Source organism: Streptomyces sp. NPDC002680 (assembly GCF_042889145.1).
GTDB lineage: Bacteria > Actinomycetota > Actinomycetes > Streptomycetales > Streptomycetaceae > Streptomyces > Streptomyces adonidis.
Map to the genome: position 1 here is coordinate 72,216 of NZ_JBIAQP010000029.1, position 22,726 is coordinate 94,941.

17 protein-coding genes are annotated in these 22,726 nt (G+C 69.2%); 10 read left to right on the forward strand and 7 right to left on the reverse strand.

The genetic code is table 11. The features are described 5' to 3' along the window. The first annotated feature begins 110 nt into the window (after positions 1-110). A complete protein-coding gene (locus ACFYXF_RS48420; protein ID WP_389360144.1) occupies positions 111-2,093 on the forward strand; it encodes a hypothetical protein in 1,983 nt (660 codons plus the stop codon). 87 nt (positions 2,094-2,180) lie between these two features. On the opposite strand, the gene ACFYXF_RS48425 is transcribed toward ACFYXF_RS48420, so the two are convergent. The 4 genes from ACFYXF_RS48425 to ACFYXF_RS48440 all read right to left on the reverse strand — a co-directional run bounded on the left by ACFYXF_RS48425 (position 2,181) and on the right by ACFYXF_RS48440 (position 6,303). Beyond that, positions 2,181-2,711, reverse strand: a complete 531-nt coding sequence (locus ACFYXF_RS48425; RefSeq protein ID WP_235476233.1) for a YbjN domain-containing protein — start codon at positions 2,709-2,711, stop codon at positions 2,181-2,183. A 102-nt stretch (positions 2,712-2,813) separates the two neighbouring features. Continuing rightward, positions 2,814-5,435: an ATP-dependent chaperone ClpB gene (clpB, locus tag ACFYXF_RS48430; protein ID WP_389360146.1), complete on the reverse strand. Its 2,622-nt coding sequence runs from the start codon at positions 5,433-5,435 to the stop codon at positions 2,814-2,816. A 328-nt stretch (positions 5,436-5,763) separates the two neighbouring features. Then, positions 5,764-6,117 (reverse strand): hypothetical protein, encoded by a 354-nt coding sequence (locus tag ACFYXF_RS48435; RefSeq protein ID WP_389360148.1) that lies wholly within the window; start codon positions 6,115-6,117, stop codon positions 5,764-5,766. 3 nt (positions 6,118-6,120) lie between these two features. Beyond that, positions 6,121-6,303, reverse strand: a complete 183-nt coding sequence (locus ACFYXF_RS48440; RefSeq protein WP_389360215.1) for a hypothetical protein — start codon at positions 6,301-6,303, stop codon at positions 6,121-6,123. Positions 6,304-6,441: 138 nt separating this feature from the next. On the opposite strand from ACFYXF_RS48440, the gene ACFYXF_RS48445 reads away from it, so the two are divergent. After that, positions 6,442-7,419, forward strand: a complete 978-nt coding sequence (locus tag ACFYXF_RS48445; RefSeq protein WP_389360150.1) for a helix-turn-helix transcriptional regulator — start codon at positions 6,442-6,444, stop codon at positions 7,417-7,419. Positions 7,420-7,434: 15 nt separating this feature from the next. Then, positions 7,435-8,490: a helix-turn-helix transcriptional regulator gene (locus tag ACFYXF_RS48450; RefSeq protein WP_389360152.1), complete on the forward strand. Its 1,056-nt coding sequence runs from the start codon at positions 7,435-7,437 to the stop codon at positions 8,488-8,490. Here the strand turns inward: ACFYXF_RS48450 and ACFYXF_RS48455 are convergent. Continuing rightward, positions 8,390-9,499, reverse strand: a complete 1,110-nt coding sequence (locus tag ACFYXF_RS48455; RefSeq protein ID WP_389360154.1) for a LuxR C-terminal-related transcriptional regulator — start codon at positions 9,497-9,499, stop codon at positions 8,390-8,392. The two genes, ACFYXF_RS48450 and ACFYXF_RS48455, sit on opposite strands and share 101 nt — an antisense overlap. 403 nt (positions 9,500-9,902) lie before the next feature. On the opposite strand from ACFYXF_RS48455, the gene ACFYXF_RS48460 reads away from it, so the two are divergent. Genes ACFYXF_RS48460 through ACFYXF_RS48470 form a run of 3 tightly spaced genes read left to right on the forward strand, consistent with a single transcriptional unit; the run spans position 9,903 to position 13,266 of the window. Beyond that, entirely contained in the window at positions 9,903-11,447 is a 1,545-nt protein-coding gene (locus ACFYXF_RS48460; RefSeq protein ID WP_389360156.1) for a circularly permuted type 2 ATP-grasp protein, read from the forward strand. Continuing rightward, on the forward strand, positions 11,444-12,385 hold the full coding sequence (locus ACFYXF_RS48465) for an alpha-E domain-containing protein (protein WP_369035335.1): 942 nt from the start codon (positions 11,444-11,446) through the stop codon (positions 12,383-12,385). Before ACFYXF_RS48460 ends, ACFYXF_RS48465 begins: the two co-directional genes overlap by 4 nt. A 38-nt stretch (positions 12,386-12,423) precedes the next feature. After that, complete coding sequence (locus ACFYXF_RS48470; RefSeq protein ID WP_389360211.1) at positions 12,424-13,266, forward strand: transglutaminase domain-containing protein; 843 nt, start codon at positions 12,424-12,426, stop codon at positions 13,264-13,266. Between the two features lie 152 nt (positions 13,267-13,418). Here the strand turns inward: ACFYXF_RS48470 and ACFYXF_RS48475 are convergent, their stop codons facing one another. Continuing rightward, positions 13,419-14,528, reverse strand: coding sequence for a sugar ABC transporter substrate-binding protein (locus ACFYXF_RS48475; RefSeq protein WP_389360158.1), 1,110 nt, complete (start codon positions 14,526-14,528; stop codon positions 13,419-13,421). Between the two features lie 333 nt (positions 14,529-14,861). On the opposite strand from ACFYXF_RS48475, the gene ACFYXF_RS48480 reads away from it, so the two are divergent. From ACFYXF_RS48480 to ACFYXF_RS48495, 4 genes are all read left to right on the forward strand, one after another. Beyond that, on the forward strand, positions 14,862-16,850 hold the full coding sequence (locus ACFYXF_RS48480) for a PA14 domain-containing protein (RefSeq protein WP_389360160.1): 1,989 nt from the start codon (positions 14,862-14,864) through the stop codon (positions 16,848-16,850). Positions 16,851-16,980: 130 nt separating this feature from the next. Then, positions 16,981-18,426: a fibronectin type III domain-containing protein gene (locus ACFYXF_RS48485; protein ID WP_389360162.1), complete on the forward strand. Its 1,446-nt coding sequence runs from the start codon at positions 16,981-16,983 to the stop codon at positions 18,424-18,426. Positions 18,427-18,464: 38 nt separating this feature from the next. Then, positions 18,465-20,213, forward strand: coding sequence for a PA14 domain-containing protein (locus tag ACFYXF_RS48490; protein ID WP_389360164.1), 1,749 nt, complete (start codon positions 18,465-18,467; stop codon positions 20,211-20,213). A gap of 40 nt (positions 20,214-20,253) precedes the next feature. Further along, positions 20,254-21,930 (forward strand): PA14 domain-containing protein, encoded by a 1,677-nt coding sequence (locus ACFYXF_RS48495; protein ID WP_389360166.1) that lies wholly within the window; start codon positions 20,254-20,256, stop codon positions 21,928-21,930. An 82-nt stretch (positions 21,931-22,012) separates the two neighbouring features. On the opposite strand, the gene ACFYXF_RS48500 is transcribed toward ACFYXF_RS48495, so the two are convergent. Further along, entirely contained in the window at positions 22,013-22,660 is a 648-nt protein-coding gene (locus ACFYXF_RS48500; protein ID WP_389360168.1) for a Uma2 family endonuclease, read from the reverse strand. Between the last annotated feature and the right edge of the window lie 66 nt (positions 22,661-22,726).

The window sequence follows — 22,726 nt, forward strand, 5'->3', positions numbered from 1 at the left end:
CGGGGCCCGTCCAAGATCTTCACACCGCCGCCGAGGCGGCCACCCACTCCCCATCTCCTCCTGAGCCAGGGAGCAGGCGCAGGAGGAGAGACGTGGGTATATCCCGATCCGTGAGATCACTCGCCGTTGCCGCGAGTGCCGTCATGCTGTGCGCCGTCGTACCCGCGTCGGCCGCGGTCGCCGACGACACCGGTGCCGTGATCACGTTCGACGGCATCTCCTCGGCCGCCGGAGGCGACGGCACGGTCAGCGCCGGGCAGACGATCACCGGCACGACGGATGTCACCTTCACGGTGCACGCGGACCCGGACGACGAGCCGACCGCGGCCGTGGTCAGCATCACCGGCAGCAACATGAACCAGGGCACCGGCACCGTCAAGCAACGCTTCGATCTGAACCCTGGCGACTGCCTGCCCTCCTGCACCCTGCACGCGACCCTGGACACCACCGCCACCCAGCAGTTCGGCGGCGCCAACGGGGTGGCCGCGCCGCTGGTGAGCGACGGCGCGACCACCGTCCACATCGACGTGGACAGCCCCCGCCCGCGAACCGTCATGGCCGACACCGCCGTCACCGTCGACAACGGACGGCCGGTCGTCACCCTGCCCGATCTGCCCGGCGCGGACGCCTGGACGGACCACAAGCCCGTGGGCCTGTCCGCGGACGCCGAGCTGGCCCTGCGCGCCACCGCGACCGGGACCAACGGCGTCTCGCGCGTACGGTTCTTCAGCCACCTCAGAACCTGGCCCGCCACCGACCTGACCTCCCCGGCGAGCGGCGCGACGTGGACCACCACACTGGACACGAGCGCGGTCCCGGCCGGGCTGTACGCCGGGGACCTCTACGTCGTGGCCTACGACAAGGACGGCCTCGCGGGTTCCCCGGTCCGGGCCGACACCCTGGTCGACCACGGCTTCACCATCACGCCGAAGCTCGACACCGTCATCCGCCCGGTCGAGACGTCGGTGTACGTGACGTACGCCTACCCGTCGGCGCTCAACAAGACGTTCCCGGCCAACCTCATCTACGCCTACCCGGTCAGCACCACCGTGTCGCTCGATGGCAAGGCGCAGGCGACGACACCGGTCGGCGCCTACACCTACGAGGGCAACACCAACGGCTTCGTCGCCGACCTCGGCCAGCTCCCTTACGGCGCCCACACGCTGACGTTCGACTCCGTCGACAACCGTGGCGCCCACGGCCGGGTGGACCTGCCGGTCAGGGTGGTGTCCGAGGTCACGCCGACCTGGACGGACGGCTTCGAGGACTTCGTCGTGGCGGGCGGCAGCCGGAAGTTCGCCGCCACGACCTCCGCCGACGACGGCGTCAGCCGGGCCGAGCACTGGACACTCGACGTCGACGGCACGACGTTCGCCACCGGCAGCTACCCCGCGCGGCCCTCCGGCACCTGGAAGGCCACGACCATCGGGGTGCACGACGTCACGCTGACCATCGTCTCCCAGTACGGCGACACCACCGTCAGCAGCTGGCCGGTCCGCGTCGTGGCCGCCACGACGACCCGGCTGACCGGTCCGGCCACCAGTACCTACGGCAGCAAGGCGACCTTCACGGCCACCGTGACCCAGACCGGCGCCAAGCCCGCGGCGGGCGCCAAGGTCGCCTTCCAGTACAAGCGGACGGGAACCACCGCCTGGAAGACCCAGGCGACCGTCACCGCGGACAGCACCGGCAAGGCCACCTACACCGCGACCGCCAAGTACAACGGCGTCTGGCGTGCCGTCACCGCGGCGAAGAACCTGACGTGGACGTCCTCGACCAGCAAGACCCTGACCTCGGGTGTCAGGGCCGTGCTCACGGTCACCAAGCCGGCCACCACCGCGGTCCACGGCAAGCCCGTGTCCTACACGGCGCACAGCTCCCCCTACGTCCAGGGGACCGGGATGCTCTTCCAGGCCCGCCAGACGAACGGCACGTGGGCGACCCTCACCAGGGCCACCCTCTCCACCAGCGGCAGCGCCACGACGAAGATCACCTTCTCGCGCAAGGGCACATGGACGCTTCGGGTCTACCGCCCGGCCACCGCCGGTCTGGTGACCACGTACTCCTCGACCTGGACGGTCAAGGTCGGCTGATCCGCACGAGGGCGGACACACCGCCCGGAAACGGCGAGAGCCCGGCCTCCCGGCCGGGCTCCTCCGCGTACAGGCGTACAGGAACGACTACTCTTCGTCGTCCTCGGGCTTCTCCGCCTCGTCGATCTCCTGCTCAAGGCCGAGCTGCTCGACCAGCCACTTGTCGAACTCGATCGCGGCCCGCACCCAGCTCACCGTCGACGACACGAAGTGCTCCAGGCTGACCCCCGTCCCGATCAGCATCTGCGCCTCGCCGATCAGGCGGACGGTGCCGTCGTCGTGGGTGTGGCTGTACACCTTGGGCCACAGGGTCCGCCGGTTCCAGTCGTCGATCGACTCGAGAAGCAGGGGCTTCTCCTCGATCTGGTGGGGCCGGTCGTAGAACGTCCGCACCGAGAAGACCTGCTGGTCACCCTCACCACGGAACATGAAGTACGTGCGGAACTGCTCCCACGGCGCCGCGAGGTCACCCTCGTCGTCGACGACGTACTTCAGCTCCATCTGTTCGAGGAGCTGCTTGACAAGGTCCTGATCCGGGACGACGGGGCCCGCCGGACCTTGCGGCTGCGGCTCGGGCTGGCCCCCGAAGTTCGGAATCGAGGACGGGTCGATGGTCACCGTGAATTTCCCTTCGTACGGATTCCGCCATCCTCTCCCATCCGGGGCGGGGGGTGGCAACCCCCGCCCCCGACGGTTCACCGATGGTTGGCGAAATTCAGCTCAGAGCGTCTTTCCGCTCGCGCCGCCGCCCGTGTCTCCGGTCGCCGGCCCCACGATCAGCCCCTCCCCGAACGCGTCCACCCGTACCGTGTCCCCGTCCTTGACCTCGCCCGCCAGGATCTCCTTGGCGAGGCGGTCGCCGATCGCCGTCTGGATCAGGCGGCGGAGGGGGCGGGCGCCGTACGCGGGGTCGTTGCCCTCGTCCGCCAGCCAGGCCAGGGCGGCCGGGGTGACGTCCAGGGTCAGGCGGCGTTCGGCCAGGCGCTTGGCGAGGCGGCCGATCTGGAGGGCCGCGATGCGCTCCAGCTCCGCCCTGTTCAGGGCCGAGAAGACCACCAGGTCGTCCAGGCGGTTCAGGAACTCCGGCTTGAAGGACGCCCTGACCACTTCCAGCACCTGCTGCTTCTTCTCCTCCTCCGACGTCATCGGCTCCACCAGGAACTGGCTGCCCAGGTTCGACGTCAGGATCAGGATCGTGTTGCGGAAGTCGACCGTGCGGCCCTGGCCGTCCGTGAGGCGGCCGTCGTCGAGGACCTGGAGCAGGATGTCGAAGACCTCCGGGTGGGCCTTCTCGACCTCGTCCAGGAGCACCACGCTGTACGGCCGGCGGCGCACCGCCTCGGTCAGCTGGCCGCCCTCCTCGTAGCCGACGTAGCCGGGCGGGGCGCCGACCAGACGAGCCACGCTGTGCTTCTCGCCGTACTCCGACATGTCGATGCGGACCATCGCCCGCTCGTCGTCGAAGAGGAAGTCGGCCAACGCCTTCGCCAGTTCCGTCTTGCCGACGCCTGTCGGGCCGAGGAAGAGGAAGGAGCCGGTGGGACGGTCCGGGTCCGCGATGCCGGCCCTCGTCCTCCGTACCGCGTCGGAGACCGCCTGTACGGCCTCGCTCTGGCCGATCAGGCGGCGGCCCAACTCCTCCTCCATGCGCAGGAGTTTCTGGGTCTCGCCCTCCAGGAGACGGCCGGCCGGGATGCCGGTCCACGCGCCGACGACGTCCGCGATGTCGTCGGGGCCGACCTCCTCCTTGACCATGGTGTCCCGGGAGGCCTCCTCCTCTTCCTCCGAGGCTTCCTCCAAGTCCCGTTCCAGGGTGGGGATCTCGCCGTAGAGCAGCTTGGAAGCGGTGTCGAAGTCGCCGTCGCGCTGGGCCCGTTCGGCCTGGCCGCGGAGTTCGTCGAGCCTCTCCTTCAGCTCGCCGACCCGGTTGAGGGACTGCTTCTCCTTCTCCCAACGGGCCGTCAGACCGCGCAACTCCTCCTCCTTGTCGGCGAGATCGCGGCGCAGCCGTTCCAGTCGCTCGCGCGAGGCCGGGTCGGTCTCCTTCTCCAGCGCGAGTTCCTCCATCTTCAACCGGTCCACCGCGCGCTGGAGTTCGTCGATCTCCAGGGGGGAGCTGTCGATCTCCATGCGGAGGCGGGAGGCCGCCTCGTCCACCAGGTCGATCGCCTTGTCCGGGAGGAAGCGGGACGTGATGTAACGGTCGGAGAGGGTCGCCGCCGCCACCAGCGCGCTGTCGGCGATGACCACCTTGTGGTGGGCCTCGTACCGGCCCTTCAAGCCGCGCAGGATCGCGATCGTGTCCTCGACGCTCGGCTCCGCCACCAGGACCTGCTGGAAGCGGCGCTCCAACGCCGGGTCCTTCTCGATGCGTTCGCGGTACTCGTCGAGCGTCGTCGCGCCGACCATCCGCAGCTCACCGCGCGCCAGCATCGGCTTCAGCATGTTGCCGGCGTCCATCGAGGAGTCGCCGCCGGCGCCCGCGCCGACGACCGTGTGGAGTTCGTCGATGAAGGTGATGATCTGGCCGTCGGAGTCCTTGATCTCCGCGAGGACCGTCTTCAGGCGCTCCTCGAACTCACCGCGGTACTTCGCCCCGGCGACCATCGCACCGAGGTCCAGCGACACCAGCCGCTTGTTCTTCAGGGACTCCGGGACGTCGCCCTTGACGATCCGCTGCGCGAGGCCCTCGACGACGGCCGTCTTGCCGACGCCGGGCTCCCCGATGAGGACCGGGTTGTTCTTCGTACGCCGGGACAGCACCTGGACGACCCGGCGGATCTCCTGGTCGCGGCCGATGACCGGATCGAGCTTGCCCTCCCGCGCGGCGGCCGTGAAGTCCGTACCGAACTTCTCCAGGGCCTTGTACTGGCCCTCGGGGTCGGCTGTGGTCACGCGACGCCCTCCCCTGCTCTTCTGGAACGCGTCCAGCAGCTTCTTCGCGCCGGCGCCCTGCTGGGAGAGTACGTCCCCGGCGGCGCCGCCCTTCGCGGCGATGCCGATGAGGAGATGCTCGGTGGAGAGGTACTCGTCGCCCAGCTCCTTCGCCCGTTCGGCCGCATCGGCGATGACCGAAAGAAGTTCCCGGTTCGGTTGTGGAGGTGCGACAGTCGCGCCGGTCACGCTCGGCAGCGAGGCCAGTACGCGTTCGGCGCCCGAGCGTACGGCCGCCTGGTCGGCGTCGACGGCGGCCAGCAGGTCGGTGATGTTCTCGTTGTCCTGGCCGCTGAGCAGCGCCAGCAGCAGATGCGCCGGGGTCAGATCCGCGTGCCCCCCGGACACGGCCTTGCTGCTGGCCGCGTTGATCGCGTCCCGGCTCCTGTTGGTCAGCTCGGCGTCCACGGTCGCTGTCTCCTCTCCACGGCTCTCCCTGCACGACTGACACAACCAGCGTACACAAAGTTGAGTCTATTCCGCTCAAGGTGCGGGCTGGGGGCGGACAGGCCGAAAAGCCGCCCATCCTGAATGACGGATGGACGGCCGAGAACACCGAGAGGGAGGCGCGGGAGCGATCACTTTCAGCCAAGCGAGCGCTTGCCGTACCCATGGCGGGATCCGGCCAAACCCGGATATTTCCCGTAAAACTGCAGCGGCGTCACCGTGTTCAGGTCACGGTGACGCCGCTGCGGGGGGAAGCACCTGAGCGATCTACTGCGACGGGGGAATCGCGTCAGGCACTGCGGGGGGTGGCTGAGATGGTATGTACGTCCTGGATATCGGGGATATCCGGGATGTCGGGGTGGTCCAGCCGATGGTCGCGCTGATCCAGGTTCACAAAGATCATTCCGTACCGGATGGCACACCGTACGGGCTGCGGCGCCCCCCGAGGCCGCCGCAGACACCGGTACGCCCGTACGTCCTCGTCGTCGTCCCGCGTCACGACAACCGGCTCTCCGAACACGGTCACCATCAGCGAGTCACCGCTGTGGGGGATGGCGGTGACCAAGTCGATGAAGTGCCAGCCGGAGCGGTAGGCCGTGGCCATTTCGCGACGGAACGAGCGATCGTCGGGTGGAGTTGTCATCGGTCAGCCCCAGGTGCTGTCGGCCGGGAAGGCCGACGCGTCGCCGACAACCTCGTCGGCCACATACTGGACGCCACCGGTGCTGTGTGCGTCGCTGCTCACACCGGAGAGGCCGGCCAGTGCTCCGAAGGCCACAACGGCGGAGAAGGCGGCGACAAGCACCGAGCGAAGCATTCTGTTACGCATAGTCGGCTTCGTCCTCACTCGAATGTCCCCTTCTTCCCCCGTCGGATACGACGATGGCTCATTCAGGCACGTCATGGCCACACAATCGATGCATCATGTTCCTGCATGTTCAGGACCCTGGGGGGTGGAGATTTGGTGATGGAACGGACTAATGCGACACATCCCCACACGGTGACGGACCTGTGCGAGGAGGGCAGCCGCCTCTACGCGCTTGCTCTCCGTGCGGGGCGCATATCCCGCACGGAGGTGGAACCCGCACCGTGTCTGATGGAGTTCGCCCTGCTTCACCCGGATCCCGACGACCCGAACTGGCTCCGTCCCCTGCCCCCGTCGGTCGCCCTGGCGCAACGGCTCAACCCCATCGAGCGCGAGATCACCGAGCGCAGACAGCTGTCGATCGAACTGGCCGATTCTTTCGAGCCGTTCATGGCCCTCACCGCCCAGGCGACCGCCCCCACACACGCGATCACGGTGCTGGAGGGCCTCGACCGGATCAACGCGGCACTCGACCTGGCCACGACCGAGTGCCGGTCCGAGATGCTCACCGTGCAGCCGAGCGGTCGGCGTCTCGAACACACCCTCTCCCAGGGGCTGGAGCGCGACAGGCCGCTGATCGAGCGCGGTGTGACGATCCGGACCCTCTACCAGCACACGGCCCGCTACAGCCCGGAGACGCTCGCCTACGTGGACCAGTTCACGGACGGCAAGGTGGAGTACCGCACCATCGACGAACTCGTCGAGCGGCTCATCATCTGCGACGAGACCGTCGCCTTCATCCCCACCCGGGACGACCGGCAGGTCGCCCTGGAGCTGCGCCACCCCGGCCTCGTCCGCTACCTGGTCAAGGTGTTCGAGTTCATGTGGGGCCGAGCCGTGCCGCTCAACGCCGGTGCCCCCTACGAAACCGCCCCGGACGGCCTCACGGAGATCCAGCACTCCATAGCCAAGCTCCTCGTCGAAGGCCACGTGGATGAAGCCATCGCCCGCCGGCTCGGGATGAACGTCCGCACCTGCCGCGCCCACATAGCCAAGCTCGCCACCGCCCTGGGCAGTGGCAGCCGCGCCCAGCTGGGCTATCTCATCGCGCAGTCCGGGCTCCTGGACCAGGAACGCTGAGGAGAGAACCGCCCAGTGACCCCGTCCACCCATCGCGACCACAGCGGGGACGACCTGTGCGAAGCGGGTTCGGCGCTCTACGCGCGCGCCCTGCGCGAGGGTCACGTACGGGCCGCCGACACCGGCGACGCCCCCTGTCTGGTCGACCTCGGGCTGCTGCAGCCGACCGTCGACGACCTGGACCGGCTGGAGCCCGTAGCCCCTCCGGTCGCCCTGCACCGCCTGCTGCGCGGCACGGCGGAGCGCATCGCGGCCGAGCGGCGGCGTGAGGAACGGCTCGCGGAGCTGTTCGCACCGCTGCTGCGCGTCGAGACACCGGCCGTACGGACGGACACCCCGACGATCAGCGTCCTGCTGGGCAACGAGCGGATCAACCAGGCCATCACCGAGGCCACCGCCACCGCTTCCCGGGAACTCCTCTGTATCCAGCCGAACAGCGACTACGGCAGGGTCAACGCGCGCGTGCACGCCATCGCCATGGCACGCGACCAGGCCGTGCTCGACCGGGGCTCCCGTATCCGCACCCTCTACCAGGCCACGGCACGCCACCAGCCGTCCTTCTTCGACCGCTACGACAAGCTGCGCGGGGACTCGGAGGCGCGCTTCCTCGACGAGGTCACCGACCGGATGATCATCGTCGACCGGACCGTCGCCTTCGTGCCCGACCGGACGGGCACGCCGGACTCCGCCGTCGCCCTCGAAGTCCGCCACCCGGCCCTCGTCGCGTACTTCGTGACCGCCTTCGAGCGGCTGTGGCAGCTGGCCACTCCGATGCGTCCGCAGGCCGTCGGGGACCCGTCGTTCCACGGCATCACGCCCCGCCAGCGAGCCATCGCCGCCCTCCTCGTCGAAGGCCACACCGACGCCGTCATCGCCACCCGCCTCGGCATGAACGTCCGTACCGCCCGCGTCCACATCGCCAAGCTCGCCGCCACCCTCGGCAGCGACAGCCGGGCCCAGCTCGGTTATCTCATCGGGCGGTCGGGGATTCTGGAGCCGGAGTCGGGGCCGGAGCAGCCTCCTGGCAGGCCGCAGCGGGCTCCGGAGGGGGCATCGGCGCCGGAAGGCTGACCGCGCCGCCCTCCGGGTCCGCCGGGCCCCTCGGCCCGTCCAGCCCCGCCTGAGCGATCCGTACCCCCAGCTGTGTCCGGCTCGCCGCCCCCAGCGTCTCCGAGAGGCGGGCGATGTGCGCCCGGCAGGTCCGTACGCTGATGCCCAGCCGTTCCGCGACCACCGCGTCCTGGTGGCCCTCGGCGAGGAGCGCGGCGATCGAGCGTTCGCGGTGCGAGATGCCCTCGATGCCGGTGTCGGGGAGCGGGGCCGTGAGCGGGACCGCGAAGCGCCAGAGCCGCTCGAAGACCGTCACCAGGTACTGCACCAGCGCCGGGTGCCGGATCTCCAGCGCGACCGTCCGCTCCGCGTTCGCGGGGATGAATGCCACCGTGCGGTCGAAGAGGATCAGCCGCTCGATCACCTCGTCGAGCGTGCGGGCCTGGACCGTGTCGCCCATCAGTTCGAGGTAGTTCAGCAGGCCCTGGCCGTGCCGGGCCACATGGTTGTAGAGGTCCCGCATCCGTACTCCGCGCCTGCGGAGCTCGAGTGCCCGGTGCAGGCCCTCCGAGAGTTCGTACTCGCGGCGGATGCCGCCGGGCTGCACGGTCAGCACCTCGGTCGTGCACGCGTCCGTCGCCTCGTCCATCGCGGCCTGGATCCGGGCGAGACCGTCCAGGACGCGCAGGGCAGTGCCCTCGCCCGCGCCCGGGGACTGGATCTGCCCGCCCAGGGCCGCGTACCACTCGAAGGCCGCGACCGCCGAGCCCACGCGCCGCTGGCTCACACTGACCTCGTCGTAGACACCGCGCAGCAGCCGGGTCATGACCTCCTGAGGGGAGGTCGGCACCAGCCAGGCCATGTCGTCGGGGTCGGGGTGCAGCAGGGCGAGTTCGAGCAGGCACGGCACCGACTCCGCGTCGAGGCGCCGCACACGGCCCCGCCGTACGGCCCGGGAATACACGCGATCCCCGGCCTCGCACAGTCGGTCAGCACCGTGTGGATGCTCGTCCGTCCCGTGCCCGGCCATCGCCCATCCCACCCCTGCGTCCAGCCCTGTTTGCAGCGCAACTATGCGCGGCCCGGACGTGGTCCGCAACACGGCTCCGCCCGTCACGCGCCCCCGATCCCCCTACTATGTCCGACTTTCGACCCTCCTCCGCCCGTGTCCCTGCAACAAGCTGACGGTGGTGGGGCGTTGTTCGTGAGGGCATTGTGGAAGGCGCTTCCCATGGACGTAACGGGGGCGCCCACCGGCGCACGGGGGAACGTCCGAAGCCGCCCCGGCAGGGTGCCCCCATCCGGCCGGGGCATCAGGCTGCCCAGAACCGCGCGCCGCAAACCCCGGAGAAAGCGCGTTCCACACCTTTCGCGCAAGCTGCCGGAAACCACTCGGAGATCGTCCCGTTACGTCCCGCCCCTACCGTCAGGCCATGGCGGACATATTTGACGCATACGCGTTGGCCGACGCGTGGGACGAGATGTTTGTGCGGCCGGGTGAGGTCAGGACCGCCTATGAGCCGGTACTGGCGGCACTCCAGCCCATCGAACCGACCGAACTGCGCTTCCGCGCCGACCAGATGGCCCGGGCCTTCACCGACCGCGGGGTGACCTACGCCTTCGCGGGCGAGGAAAGACCCTGGCCGCTGGACCTCGTACCGAGGATCCTGGACGCGCTGGAGTGGGACCTCATCCAGCGCGGGGTCGCCCAGCGGGTGCGGGCCCTGGAGGCCTATCTCGCGGACGCGTACGGGCCCTGCCGGGCCTTCGAGGACGGGGTCGTGCCCTGGCGGCTGCTGCTCGGCTCGGACCACTTCCACCGGGCCGCCCATGGCATCGAGCCACCGGGCGGGGTACGCATCCATGTCGCCGGGATCGATCTCGTCCGCGACGAGGCCGGGGACTTCCGGGTCCTGGAGGACAACGTCCGGGTGCCGTCCGGGGTGTCGTACGTCATCGAGAACCGGCGGGCGATGACCCGCATCTTCCCGTCCCTCTTCGCCGAGCAGCACGTCGTCCCCGTCGACGGCTACGCGCAGCGCCTGCTGGCCGCCCTGCGCGCCGCCGCGCCCGACGGTGCCGCCGACCCGCGGGTGGTCGTCCTGACCCCGGGTCCGAACAACGCCGCCTACTTCGAACACGCCCTGCTGGCACGGCTGATGGGCGTGCAGCTGGTCGAGGGACACGATCTGGTGTGCCGCAACAACCGGGTGTGGATGCGGACCACGCGCGGTGAGGTACCCGTCCATGTCGTATACCGACGGCTGGACGACGACTTCCTCGACCCGCTCCATTTCCGGCCCGATTCGGTGATCGGCTGCCCGGGCATCCTGAGCGCCGCCCAGGCGGGCACCGTCACCCTCGCCAACGCGGTCGGCAACGGCATCGCCGACGACAAGCTCCTGTACACGTACGTACCCGATCTGATCCGGTACTACCTCTCTGAGGAACCGATTCTTCCGAACGTGGAGTCCTTCCGTCCGGACGAGCCGGGGCAGTTGGACGCCGTGCTCGACCAGATCGACCAGCTGGTCATCAAGCCCGTCGACGGCGCCGGCGGCCAGGGCATCGTCATCGGGCCCAAGGCCGACCGGGAGACCCTGGAGGAGTGCCGGCGGGCGGTGGCCGCCGATCCGCGCGGCTGGATCGCCCAGCGGCCCGTCGCGCTCTCCACGTCCCCCACCCTGGCCGGCGAGCGGATGGCACCGCGCCACATCGACCTGCGCCCCTTCGCCGTGAACGACGGCAGCGACATCTGGGTCCTGCCGGGCGGGCTCACGCGCGTCGCCCTCCAGGAGGGCAACCTGATCGTCAACTCCAGCCAGGGCGGCGGCTCCAAGGACACCTGGGTGCTCGCCGAGGGCCCCACCGAGAGCCCGGACCCCGAACCGGCCGGCGCACTCCCCGAGGTCGCCCCGCGCCAGCACGGCCCCGACGGCAACCTCACCCTCGTACAGGAAGGGGCGCAGCAGCAGTGAACGACGTGATCCTCTCCCGGATAGCCGAGGCCCTGACCTGGACGGGCCGTTACGTGGAGCGGGCCGACGCCACGGGCCGCATCCTGGACGCCTATCTGCACCGCCTCCTGGAGGACCCCTGGCGCGACGAGGACGCGGCCTGCCGCTCCCTGTACGCCATCCTCGGCGTCGACGCGGGCGCCCAACCCGTGGACATGCAGCAGGTGTTGGACCAGCTCGCCTTCGACGCGCGGTCCACGTGCTCGATCGAGGGGGCGCTGGGGGCCGCCCGGTTGAACGCCCGCAGTGCGCGTGAGGCCGTCTCCTCCGAGATGTGGGAGTGCCTCAACTCCACCTGGCACGCGCTCGCCGACCAGCGGCTCGCGGCCCGACGCACGGGCCCCTACGCCTACTTGGAGCTGGTACGGCGTCGCGCGGCCCTCTTCTTCGGGCTCGCGGACTCCACGATGAGCCGGGACGACAGCTGGCGTTTCGTGGTCCTTGGTCGCAGCCTTGAGCGGGTGGACATGACCGTACGGCTGTTGTCCGTACGGGTGTTGGACGCCGCCCACGCTCCGGACTGGCCGACGCTGCTGAGCGCGAGCGGCGCGGACGAGGCGTACGCGCGGGTGTACGGCGGTTTCGGCGACACCCCGAGAGTGGCCGAATTCCTGCTGCTCGACCGGGACTTCCCGCGCTCGGCGCTGCACGCCCTCACCACCGCCGAGGAGTGCCTCGCCGCCCTTGGCCGTCCGCGTCAGGACCCGGCCCGGCGACCGATCGGACGGCTGCGGACCAGACTCGAGTATCTGGACTCGCAGGCCATGGAGGACCAACTCCCTTCACTGCTGAGGGACTTGCAGACCGCCTGTATGGCATCGGCGGAGGCGGTCGCCGAGAGGTTCTTCCCGTACCAAGGGCCCGTGGAGTGGGCCCAGGAAGGAGCGCGCGCAGTATGAGCAGCAACGGGACAAGCATCATGTCGACGAGCGCGCCGATGACCCGCCGGCTCCGTATTCGGCACATCACCCATGTCGCGTACGCGCAGGCCGCGGTCTCCTCGCACAACGAGGTCCGGATGACCCCGCTGACGCTCCCCGGCCAGACGACGCTGGACGCCCGGGTCACCGTGAACCCGACGACGCCGACCTGGTCGTACTGGGACTACTGGGGCACGCAGGTCACCGGTTTCGACCTGATGGACCCGCACGCCGACCTCACGATCACCGCCCAGAGCCTGGTCGAGACGGCCCCGCCGGGTCCCCTGGACCCCGCGCCGAGCTGGGCCGAGGTGGCCGAACGGACCGCGAACTCCCGCCTGTTGGAGTACGCGACGACCACGACACGTACGACGGTGCCGCCCGAGTTGGTCGAGCGGGCGCGGGAGGTGGCGGCGGGCCTCGATCCGCACGGGACGGCGACCGCGGTGTCGGCGCTGGTCGCGGACCGGGTGTCGTACCTGCCCGGGACGACGGGCGTGAACACGTCGGCGGCGGAGGCGTGGGAGCAGGGCGCGGGCGTCTGCCAGGACATCGCCCACGTCACGATCGCGCTGCTGCGGGGGATCGGCCTGCCCACCCGCTATGTCTCCGGCTACCTCCACCCCGAGCGGGAGGCGGAGCTGCACCGCCCGGTGGAGGGCCAGTCGCACGCCTGGGTCGAGTACTGGGCGGGCGACTGGTGCGGCTACGACCCGACGAACCGGACGCGCGCCGACGAGTCCCATGTGGTGGTCGGCCGGGGGCGCGACTACGACGACGTGACGCCGCACAAAGGCGTGTACCGGGGTGTGGCCGGGGGGCCGCCGGAGGTGACGGTGGAGTTCACGCGGGTGGCGTGAGGCGTGAGGCATGCGTGACCCTGGGGCAGCGAACTGCCCCAGGGGACGCCCCGCTTCAGGCCGATAGCTGCTTAAGGCCGGTGGCTGCTTAAGGCCGGTGGCTGCTTAAGGCCGGTGGCTGCTTAAGGCCGGTGGCTGCTTAAGGCCGGTGGCTACTTGAGGCCGATGGCCTCGCACTCGTCCTCGTACTTGGCCGTGCAGATGTCGGACACCTTGTAGATGCCGTCCTCGATGACCGTGGTCTTGATGTTGGCCTTGGTCAGGGCGACGACACTCACGAGCTGGGACGGGACGTCCTTGTTGGTCGGGCTGTCGACCTTGTCCCGGGTGAGGGCGTCGAACTGGATGTCGCGGCCCTGGATGCGGGCGACGGCCATCTCGGCCGCCGTCTCGGCCTCCTGCGGGTACGACTTGTAGACGCTCATGTACTGCTCGCCGGCGACGATCCGCTGTACGGCGGCCAGTTCGGCGTCCTGCCCGGTGATCGGCGGCAGCTTGGTGACGCCCGCGGCCTCCAGGGCCTCGATGATGCCGCCCGCCATGCCGTCGTTGGCGGAGTAGACACCGGCGATGTTGTCCTTGCCGATGGAGTCGATCGCCCTCGTCATGTTCGACTTGGCGTTCTCGGGCTTCCAGTCCTTGGTGTCGAAGGACTGGGCGATCGTCACCTTGCCCTCCAGCTCGGAGAGGGCGCCCTCCTTGAACTGCGCGGCGTTGGGGTCGGTCACCGACCCGTTCATCATGACGATCTTCTCGGTGGGGTCGACGTCACCGCCGAGGGCCTCCAGGAGGGAACGTCCCTGCACCTCGCCGACGAGTTCGTTGTCGAAGGAGATGTACGCGTCGATGGGGCCCTCGGCCAGCCTGTCGTACGCGATGACGGGAATCCCGGCTTCCTTGGCCTTCTTGACGGTCGGCGCGATGGCGTGCGCGTCCACGGCGTCCAGGAGCAGGACGTCGACCTTGTCGTCGATCATCTTCTGGAGCTGCTGGGCCTGCTTGTCGGCGTCCGCTCCGGCGTTGGCGTAGTCGACCCGGCCCTGGCCGTTGGTGAGCGACGCGACCTTGTTCTTGATGATCGGGTAGTCGAACTTGTCGTACCGGGTGTTCTCGGTCTCCGGGAGCAGCAGCCCGACCGTGATGTCGTTGCCCTTGGTCGGGGTCGCCTCGGTGGTCTCCCCGCCGGCGTCGAGTACTCCGCAGCCCGCGGCGAGGGAGACCATCGCCGTGGAGGCGGCCACGGCTATGGAAATACGACGCATTCGGGGTGTTCTGGGCATTCGGGCGCTCACTTCAGGCGTTTCGGGACGAGGACGCAGCAGTGCGACCCATGTGGCTGAAAGCCAACGTTGGCGAGCCCCCGGACGTCAAGCGGAACTACTTAACGAGATGGCAACATCACACTCCGCTGTGCTGTGGAGAAGTAGAGAATGTCTGCACAAACAGCCGCCGCACAGCCTCCACTCAATGTCCGGTACGAGCGCGCGGAGCGTGACCCAAGATCCGTACAACCAAGCGCATTCCTCGTGAGTCGTGATCATCGACGGCTCAATTCCGCTGTTCACGACACGGACACGATGGATGCGAAGGACCGAATGATCTCAGCCAGACGTACGACGGCCAGGGCCACCGTGAGGGCCGCCTCCGCGAGCGCGGTCGTACTCGCCACCGCCGGCGGACTGCTCACCGCGGTCGCCGCCGCACCCGCCTCGGCGGCGACGGTGACGTGCGACTCCCCTGTCTTCAAGCGGCAGTTCTTCGGCAACGCGACCTTCTCCGGCACCGCGAAGCGGACCGACTGCGACGCGGCGATCGACTCGAACTGGGGCGCGAAGGCCCCCGCGGCCGGTCTCCCGAAGGACAACTTCTCCGTCCGCTGGACGGTGACGCGCGACTTCGGGTCCGGGGGGCCGTTCGCCTTCACCGCCGCCGCGCAGGACGGCGTCCGCGTCTACGTCGACGGCGTACGCAGGATCGACCTGTGGAAGAACGTCACGGCGACCCGGACCAAGGCGGTGAACCTCGCGATCCCGTCCGGCAAGCACACGCTGCGCGTCGACTACGCGGCCTGGACGGGCAACGCGAACGTCAAGTTCGTCTACGCGCCCAGGACTTCGGCGAGCGTCGACAAGGTCAAGCCCCTCGCTCCGACGGCCCCGACCGTCACGTACGACAAGACGACGGGCAAGGCGAGACTCGCCTGGGCGAAGAACAAGGAGATGGATCTCGCGGGGTATCGGGTCTACCGCGCCCTGAAGGGCAGCCAGTTCGGCGCCACCCCACTCACGACGACCACGGCCACGACGTACACGGACTCCACCGTCCCGAAGACCGGTGAGACGTACGTGTATGAGGTGCGCGCGGTCGACAAGGCCGGCAACTTGTCGGCGGGCAGTGCCGACGTGAGCGTGGCGACGGTCGACAAGACACCGCCGGCGCAGGTCACCGGGGTCAAGGTGACCGTGGGGGCGTCCACGCTGCGGCTCGACTGGAACGCGGCCGACGACGCGTTCTCGTACAGCGTCTACCGTGCGAGCGCGCCGGAGGGCCCGTACACGCGGATCGTGTGGGCGGTCGGCGACACCTACTACACGGACGTCACGGCGGACATCAAGCAGCGCGCGTACTACCGGGTCACGGCCGTCGACAAGTACGACAACGAGTCCGTCCCGTCGGCGACGGTCGATCCCGGCGAGCCGGACACGACGGCGCCCGACCAGGTCACGGGCCTGACGGCGAAGGGAACCACGGCGGGCAACGCGGTCCGCTGGCAGGCGTCGTCGGCGGACGTGGAGCACTACCAGGTGTGGGCGGTCCCGGCCGGCCAGTCGTCCGACCCGGACGGCCCGGACATCGTGACGGGGACGTCGTACAACGACATGCGGGCGGAGGAGGGCGCGGCGGTCACGTACAGCGTCCAGGCGGTCGACGCGTACGGGAACATCTCACCGGTGTCGGAGACGGTGACGGCGACCCGGCCGGCGCCCGGCGAGTCGGCGGCGCCGACGGGCCTGACGGGCACGCTGCGCGACAGCGACACCGAACTGACCTGGGACTACTCGGCGGACAGCACGCGGTACGGCTACCGGATCTACCGCCGGATCGGTACGTCCGACGCGTGGACCAGGATCAGCGAGGACGACTACACGTCACTCGTGTACGACGACACCGCGGCCCCGGCCGGCCCCGCCCAGTACTACGTGACCGTGAACGACCAGTACGGCAACGAGTCGGCCCCCACGGGAATCGTCACGGTGGACCGGGCGACCCCGGCGACACCGACCGCGCCGGCGCCGCCGACGATCGCGCTGTCCGCCCCGTACACGGAGTGCACGGCGAACGACTGCGTGGCGCACGGCGGTTCGGGGACCCCGCTCACGGTGACGCTGACTCCGCCCTCGGACCGTCTGATCTGGGGCTACGAGTACAGGTTCAGCGGCGACACGGGCTACACGAGGACGCCCGACCCGACGGTGACGTGGACGCCTCCCGCTTCGGGCACGTACACGTTCGAGGTGCGGACGGTGGACTACTACGGGGGCCGGACGGGGGCGGCGGCGAAGATCCAGTTCAAGGTGGGCTGAGCCGTGCGGCCGGGTCAGCCTCCTGATCAAAAATAATCACAACAGCCATACAACCAATCCACATCCTCACGAGTCCTGATCGTCAACGGCCCATTTCTCGCCGTTGACGATCAGGACTCGAAGGACCGCATTGAACCCAGCCAGACGCACGACGCAGGCAGCCACCACCGCCCTCGTGCTCGCCACCGCCGGCACCCTGCTCAGCACCGCGGCTCCGGCCGCCTCCGCCGCGACGACGTGTACTTCGCCCGTCTACAAGCGCCAGTTCTTCGCGAACACCGCCTTCTCCGGCACCCCGAAGCGGACGGACTGCGACGCGGCCGTCGCCGAGAACTGGGGCGGCAAGGCCCCCGCCACCGGTCTCCCGAAGGACAACTTCGGGGTGCGCTGGACGGTGACGCGGGACTTCGGATCAGGCGGTCCCTTCGCGTTCACGGCCGCCGCCCAGGACGGCATCCGCGTCTACGTGGACGGCAAGATCAAGGTCAACGTCTGGAAGAACGTGACGTCGACGGCGAAGAAGACCGTCAACCTCACGATCCCGTCCGGCAAGCACACGCTGCGCGTCGATTACGCCAACTGGACGGGCAACGCGAACGTCAACTTCGCGTACGCGCCGAGGACTTCGGCGGCCGTGGACAAGGTCAAGCCGCTGGTCCCGACGGCACCGACCGTCACGTACGACAAGGCGACCGGCAAGGCGAAGCTCACCTGGGCGAAGAACAAGGAGATGGACCTCGCCGGGTACAAGGTCTACCGCCGCCTCGACGGGGCCTCCTTCGGCACCAGACCCCTCGCGACGACCGCCTCCACCTCGTACACGGATCCGGCCGTCCCGAAGGCAGGCAAGACGTTCTACGAGGTCCGCGCCTACGACAAGGCCGGCAATCAGTCCGCCGGCACCGCCGATCTGGCCGTGACGACCGAGGACCTCACCCCGCCGCCCGCCGTGACCGGCCTCACGGCCACCCCGACCGAGTACGGTTTCCGGCTGCGCTGGAACCCGAACCCGGCCCCCGACCTGTTCCGGTACGTCGTCTACGGCGGCTACCTGCTGCGCGGCGACGAGGGGGAGCAGGTCTGTTCCGTCGGCCCGGTGGAGTGGCTGGGCACGGGGACCACCTCGTACTCGTACGTCGTCGACCCGGACGGCGAAGAGCGGTGCTTCTTCATCGACGCTGTCGACGACCAGGGCAACTCCCACTACGAGTGGACCCGTTCACCCAACCTCGTGATCGCCACGGAACTCGACTCCACACCGAGCGTGCCGACACCCGAGGGTTCCCCGCTGTACGTCACCGTGTCCGGGGCCGAGGACGACGAGGGCAACGAGGTGAGATGGAGCGGCCTGGACGCCAACTCCCCTGAGGCCGCAGGCGGTTACCACGTGTACCGCTGGAACCCGGCGGCTTCGACGTACGAGAAGATCGCCGCCCTCGCCAACACGGCTTCCGTTTACGTCGACACCGGTGCCAGACGCGGCACCACGTCCTACTACTGGGTGACCGCTGTCGCGGCGGACGGCACCGAGTCCGTACCGGCGGGCGACTGGACGGTCACCGCACCCGCGAACTGACGGCGCACGAGACACCGAAAGAGCAGACGAAGAAGCGTATGAAGATCGCCAGACGCACGACCACGTCGGCCGCGACGGCCGTTGTCCTCGCCACGGCGGGCGGCCTCCTCACGGCGGTCGCCGCCACGCCCGCCTCGGCGGCCACGGTGAGCTGCAACTCCCCCACCTATAAACGCCAGTTCTTCACGAACACCGCCTTCTCCGGCACTCCGAAGAAGACCGACTGTGACGGGACGATCAGCGAGAACTGGGGTGCGAAAGCCCCCGCCCCCGGCCTCCCGAAGGACAACTTCGGTGTCCGCTGGACGGTGACTCGGGACTTCGGCTCCGGCGGCCCCTTCGCCCTGACCGCCGCCACGCAGGACGGCATCCGCGTCTACGTCGACGGCAAGGTGAAGGTCAACCTCTGGAAGAACGTCACGGCGACCCGCACCAAGACGGTCAACGTGACGATCCCGTCCGGCAGACACACCGTGCGCGTCGACTACGCCAACTTCACCGGCAGCGCGAACGTCAACTTCGGGTACACGCCCAGGACTTCGGCGGCCGTGGACAAGGTCAAGCCGCTGGTCCCGACGGCGCCCACCGTCACGTACGACAAGTCGACGGGCAAGGCCAAGCTCACCTGGGCGAAGAACAAGGAACTGGACCTCGCCGGCTACCGCATCTACCGCCGCCTGAACGGGAGTTCGTTCGGCGGCACCCCCCTGGCGACGACCGCCTCAACCTCGTACACGGACACCACCCTCCCGGTCACAGGCGCGAGTTACTACTACGAGGTCCGCGCGTACGACAAGGCGGGCAACGAGTCGACCGGTACGGCGGACAAGGGCGTCGTCACCGTCGACCGCGTCGCTCCGGCCGCGCCCGAGGCGCCGACGACCGTCAACGAGTCGGCGGCGAACGGGCTGCGGGTCAGCTGGAGCGCGGTCGAGGGCGCGGCGTCGTACCGCGTGTACCGGGCGATCGGAGCGCAGGGCAGGTTCTTCGAGATGGGCCGCACGAACACGGTCTCCTACCTGGACACCTCGGTCATCGAGGACATCCCCTACCGCTACCGCGTCTCGGCGGTCGACGCGACGGGCAACGAGTCCGGGGCTTCGGCCGTCGTCGACAGCACGTACGACGACGACACCGCACCGCCCGCCGTGACCGGCCTGAAGGTCACGCCGACCGAGTACGGCTTCCAGCTGAACTGGAACGCGAACCAGGCCCCCGACCTCGGGCGATACGCCGTCTACGTGGGCGAGTTGGTCGAGGACAAGGCGACCGGCGAGAAGGTGTGCTCGGCGGACAGCCCGGTGAAGTACGTAAGGGCCGACACCACCTCGTACTCCTACCTGACCCGCCCCGACGGCGAGCAGGCGTGCTTCTTCGTCGACGCCCTCGACCGTGCCTGGAACTCCGTGTACACGGAGACCGGCACCGCCCCGACGGTCGTGGCCACGGAACTGAACACCACCCCGAGCGTGGCGACCCCGCCGGGCTCACCCCTCTACCTGACGGCGAACTCGGCCGAAGGTGCCAGTGCCAGTGCCAACCAGCTCTCCTGGAGCGGCCTGGACGCCAACTCCCCGCAGGCGACGGGCGGTTACCGCGTCTACCGCTGGAACGCGGCCACTTCGGCGTACGAGAAGATCGCCACCGTGGCCAACACGGCTTCCGTGTACGTCGACGCGGGCGCGAAGCCCGGCACGACGTCCTACTACTGGGTGACGGCGGTGGCGGCGGACGGCACGGAGTCGCTCCCGGCGGGGGACTGGGCGATCAACGCCCCCGTGAACTGACGGCATACACGACACACAGAAAGAGCAGCCGCAGAACCGTATGAACATCACCCGACGGACAACCGCCACGACCGCGACCGCCGTTGCGCTCGCCACCGCCGGCGGCCTCCTCACCGTGGTCACCGCCCCAACCGCCTCGGCGGCCACGGTGACCTGCAACTCCCCTGTCTACAAACGGCAGTTCTTCGCGAACACCGCCTTCTCCGGCACGCCGAAGCGGACGGACTGCGACGCGGCGATCGCCGAGAACTGGGGCGCGAAGGCCCCCGCCACCGGCCTCCCGAAGGACAACTTCGGCGTCCGCTGGACGGTGACGAGGGACTTCGGATCCGGCGGGCCGTTCGCCTTCACGGCCGCCGCCCAGGACGGCATCCGCGTCTACGTGGACGGCAAGATCAAGGTCAACGTCTGGAAGAACGTGACGTCGACGGCTAAGAAGACCGCCAACCTCACGATCCCGTCCGGCAAGCACACCCTGCGCATCGACTACGCCAACTGGACAGGCAACGCGAACGTCAACTTTGCCTATGCGCCCAGGACTTCGGCGAGCGTGGACAAGGTCAAGCCCCTCGCTCCGACGGCACCGACCGTCACGTACGACAAGACGACGGGCAAGGCCAAGCTCACCTGGGCGAAGAACAAGGAGATGGACCTCGCGGACTACCGTGTCTACCGCGCCCTGAAGGGCAGCCAGTTCGGCAGCACCCCACTCACGACGACCACGGCCACGACGTACACGGACTCCACGCTTCCGAAGACCGGCGAGACGTACGCCTACGAGGTCCGTGCCCGCGACAAGGCCGGCAACCAGTCGGCGGGCAGCGCGGATGTGACCGCGACGACGGTCGACAAGACAGCGCCGACGCAGGTCACCGGGGTGTCGGGGCAGGGCACCACGGCGGGCAACTTCCTCACCTGGGCGGCCTCTTCGAAGGACGTACACCACTACGACCTGTGGGCCGCCCCGGTGGGCCAGAGCGACCCGGACGGACCGCAGCCGGTGTTCGGAACGTCCTGGGCGGACCAGCTCGTGGACGCGGGAACGCCGTACACGTACAAGGTCCAGGCCGTCGACGGCGCCGGGAACATCTCCCCGGTCTCCGAGCCCGTGACGGTGACGCGCCCCGTGGCGTCGGCCACGCCCGCCCCGACCGCCCTGGAGGGCACGCCCGCCGACGCCTCCACCCGTCTCTCGTGGATACCGTCGGAGGACGGCACGGTGACCGGATTCCACGTCTACCGCCGCACCTCCGCCAACGGAGTCGGGGTCCTCGTGGGCGGTGTCGACGGCTCGACAGCCTCGTCGTACGACGACACCTCGGCCCCCAAGGGCACCGCGTACTACTACGTCACCGCCGTCGACGGCACGGGCGCCGAGTCCGTGCCCTCGGCGCAGATCAGCGTCAGCCGCCTCACCCCGGCCACGGCGACCGGCCCGGCGGCCCCGAAGCTGACCGTGGTCTCCACGGGCGGCACTCGCTCCCCGATCATCGTCGAGGTCAAGCCCGGCACGGGCGACGAGAGCCGCCTGCTGAAGGGCTACTCCTGGGACTTCGACGGATACGGCTCCCCCAGCGGCCAGCAGCTGACGACGACGGGCCGCATCGAGTTCCAGCCCCAGTACACCGGCGGCTACACGGTGACCGTACGGACCGTTGACATCTACGGCCGCGAGAGCGCGGAGGCGTCCACGGCAGAGGTCCTGGTTCTCCGCTAGGGGCTCCGCGACAAGCCGGCGGCGCATGCAGCACGAGGGGGTCGGGAGGCAGCTGCCCTCCCGACCCCCTCCACGACACTTCTCAACTTCGCTTCGGACCCGTGATCGCCTCACCGATGACGAAACCCTTGGCAGGGCCCTCCGGGACGACGGCCTCGGTGCCGTACGGCACGCGGTGCTCGTCCTCGTAACGGGCGTGCTCAGGCACGGGAGCAGTAAGGATGCTCACCGATCCGTGGTTGTCGTAGTCGTCGACGATCACATACACGGGGATTCCGGCCCGGGCGTACTCGCGGCGCTTGCGGACCCGGTCTCGGTCCTGGTTTCGCTTACCGGGAGAGACGACTTCGATCACCAAGTGCACCGCTGAAGCGTTGATACCGAGGCCGTCCTCCGCCTCGATCGGTTCACCGTCCCGGGGGGCCACGAACCCGTCCGGTACCCACGCCCTGAGCGGATGGATCACATTCGTGTCGTTCCAGGCGCCGTACTCACTGTCCTGGAGAAAGATCGCCAGCGCATCGCGCAGGCGACTGACAACCTGGGCGTGCGAAAAACGTCCAGTGGGCGACACCTCGATGGCTCCCTCGATGATCTCAGCGCGGTAGCCCTCGGGGAGTTCCATGGCCTTCCATGCCTGCCACACGACCTCGTCCAGGTTGGGTTCGTTCGCGAATTCAGCCTGGGACTCGGACATGGTCTCGGGCCTCTCGTGCGCAAGAGCGGTCATGGCGGCACCTCCTCCTCAAGTGTGGGCTTGGCGTCCTTGGGGCACAAGCAACACGATCACGCTAGG

Excerpts from the sequence above, each read along its gene's own strand:
- ACFYXF_RS48435 (WP_389360148.1), bottom strand. The coding sequence starts at position 6,117 with ATGACAACTCCACCCGACGATCGCTCGTTCCGTCGCGAAATGGCCACG.
- ACFYXF_RS48445 (WP_389360150.1), top strand. The coding sequence starts at position 6,442 with ATGGAACGGACTAATGCGACACATCCCCACACGGTGACGGACCTGTGC.
- ACFYXF_RS48440 (WP_389360215.1), bottom strand. The coding sequence starts at position 6,303 with ATGCGTAACAGAATGCTTCGCTCGGTGCTTGTCGCCGCCTTCTCCGCC.
- ACFYXF_RS48470 (WP_389360211.1), top strand. The coding sequence starts at position 12,424 with ATGACCCGCCGGCTCCGTATTCGGCACATCACCCATGTCGCGTACGCG.
- ACFYXF_RS48495 (WP_389360166.1), top strand. The coding sequence starts at position 20,254 with ATGAACATCACCCGACGGACAACCGCCACGACCGCGACCGCCGTTGCG.
- ACFYXF_RS48460 (WP_389360156.1), top strand. The coding sequence starts at position 9,903 with ATGGCGGACATATTTGACGCATACGCGTTGGCCGACGCGTGGGACGAG.
- ACFYXF_RS48475 (WP_389360158.1), bottom strand. The coding sequence starts at position 14,528 with ATGCGTCGTATTTCCATAGCCGTGGCCGCCTCCACGGCGATGGTCTCC.
- ACFYXF_RS48500 (WP_389360168.1), bottom strand. The coding sequence starts at position 22,660 with ATGACCGCTCTTGCGCACGAGAGGCCCGAGACCATGTCCGAGTCCCAG.
- ACFYXF_RS48455 (WP_389360154.1), bottom strand. The coding sequence starts at position 9,499 with ATGGCCGGGCACGGGACGGACGAGCATCCACACGGTGCTGACCGACTG.
- ACFYXF_RS48490 (WP_389360164.1), top strand. The coding sequence starts at position 18,465 with ATGAAGATCGCCAGACGCACGACCACGTCGGCCGCGACGGCCGTTGTC.
- ACFYXF_RS48480 (WP_389360160.1), top strand. The coding sequence starts at position 14,862 with ATGATCTCAGCCAGACGTACGACGGCCAGGGCCACCGTGAGGGCCGCC.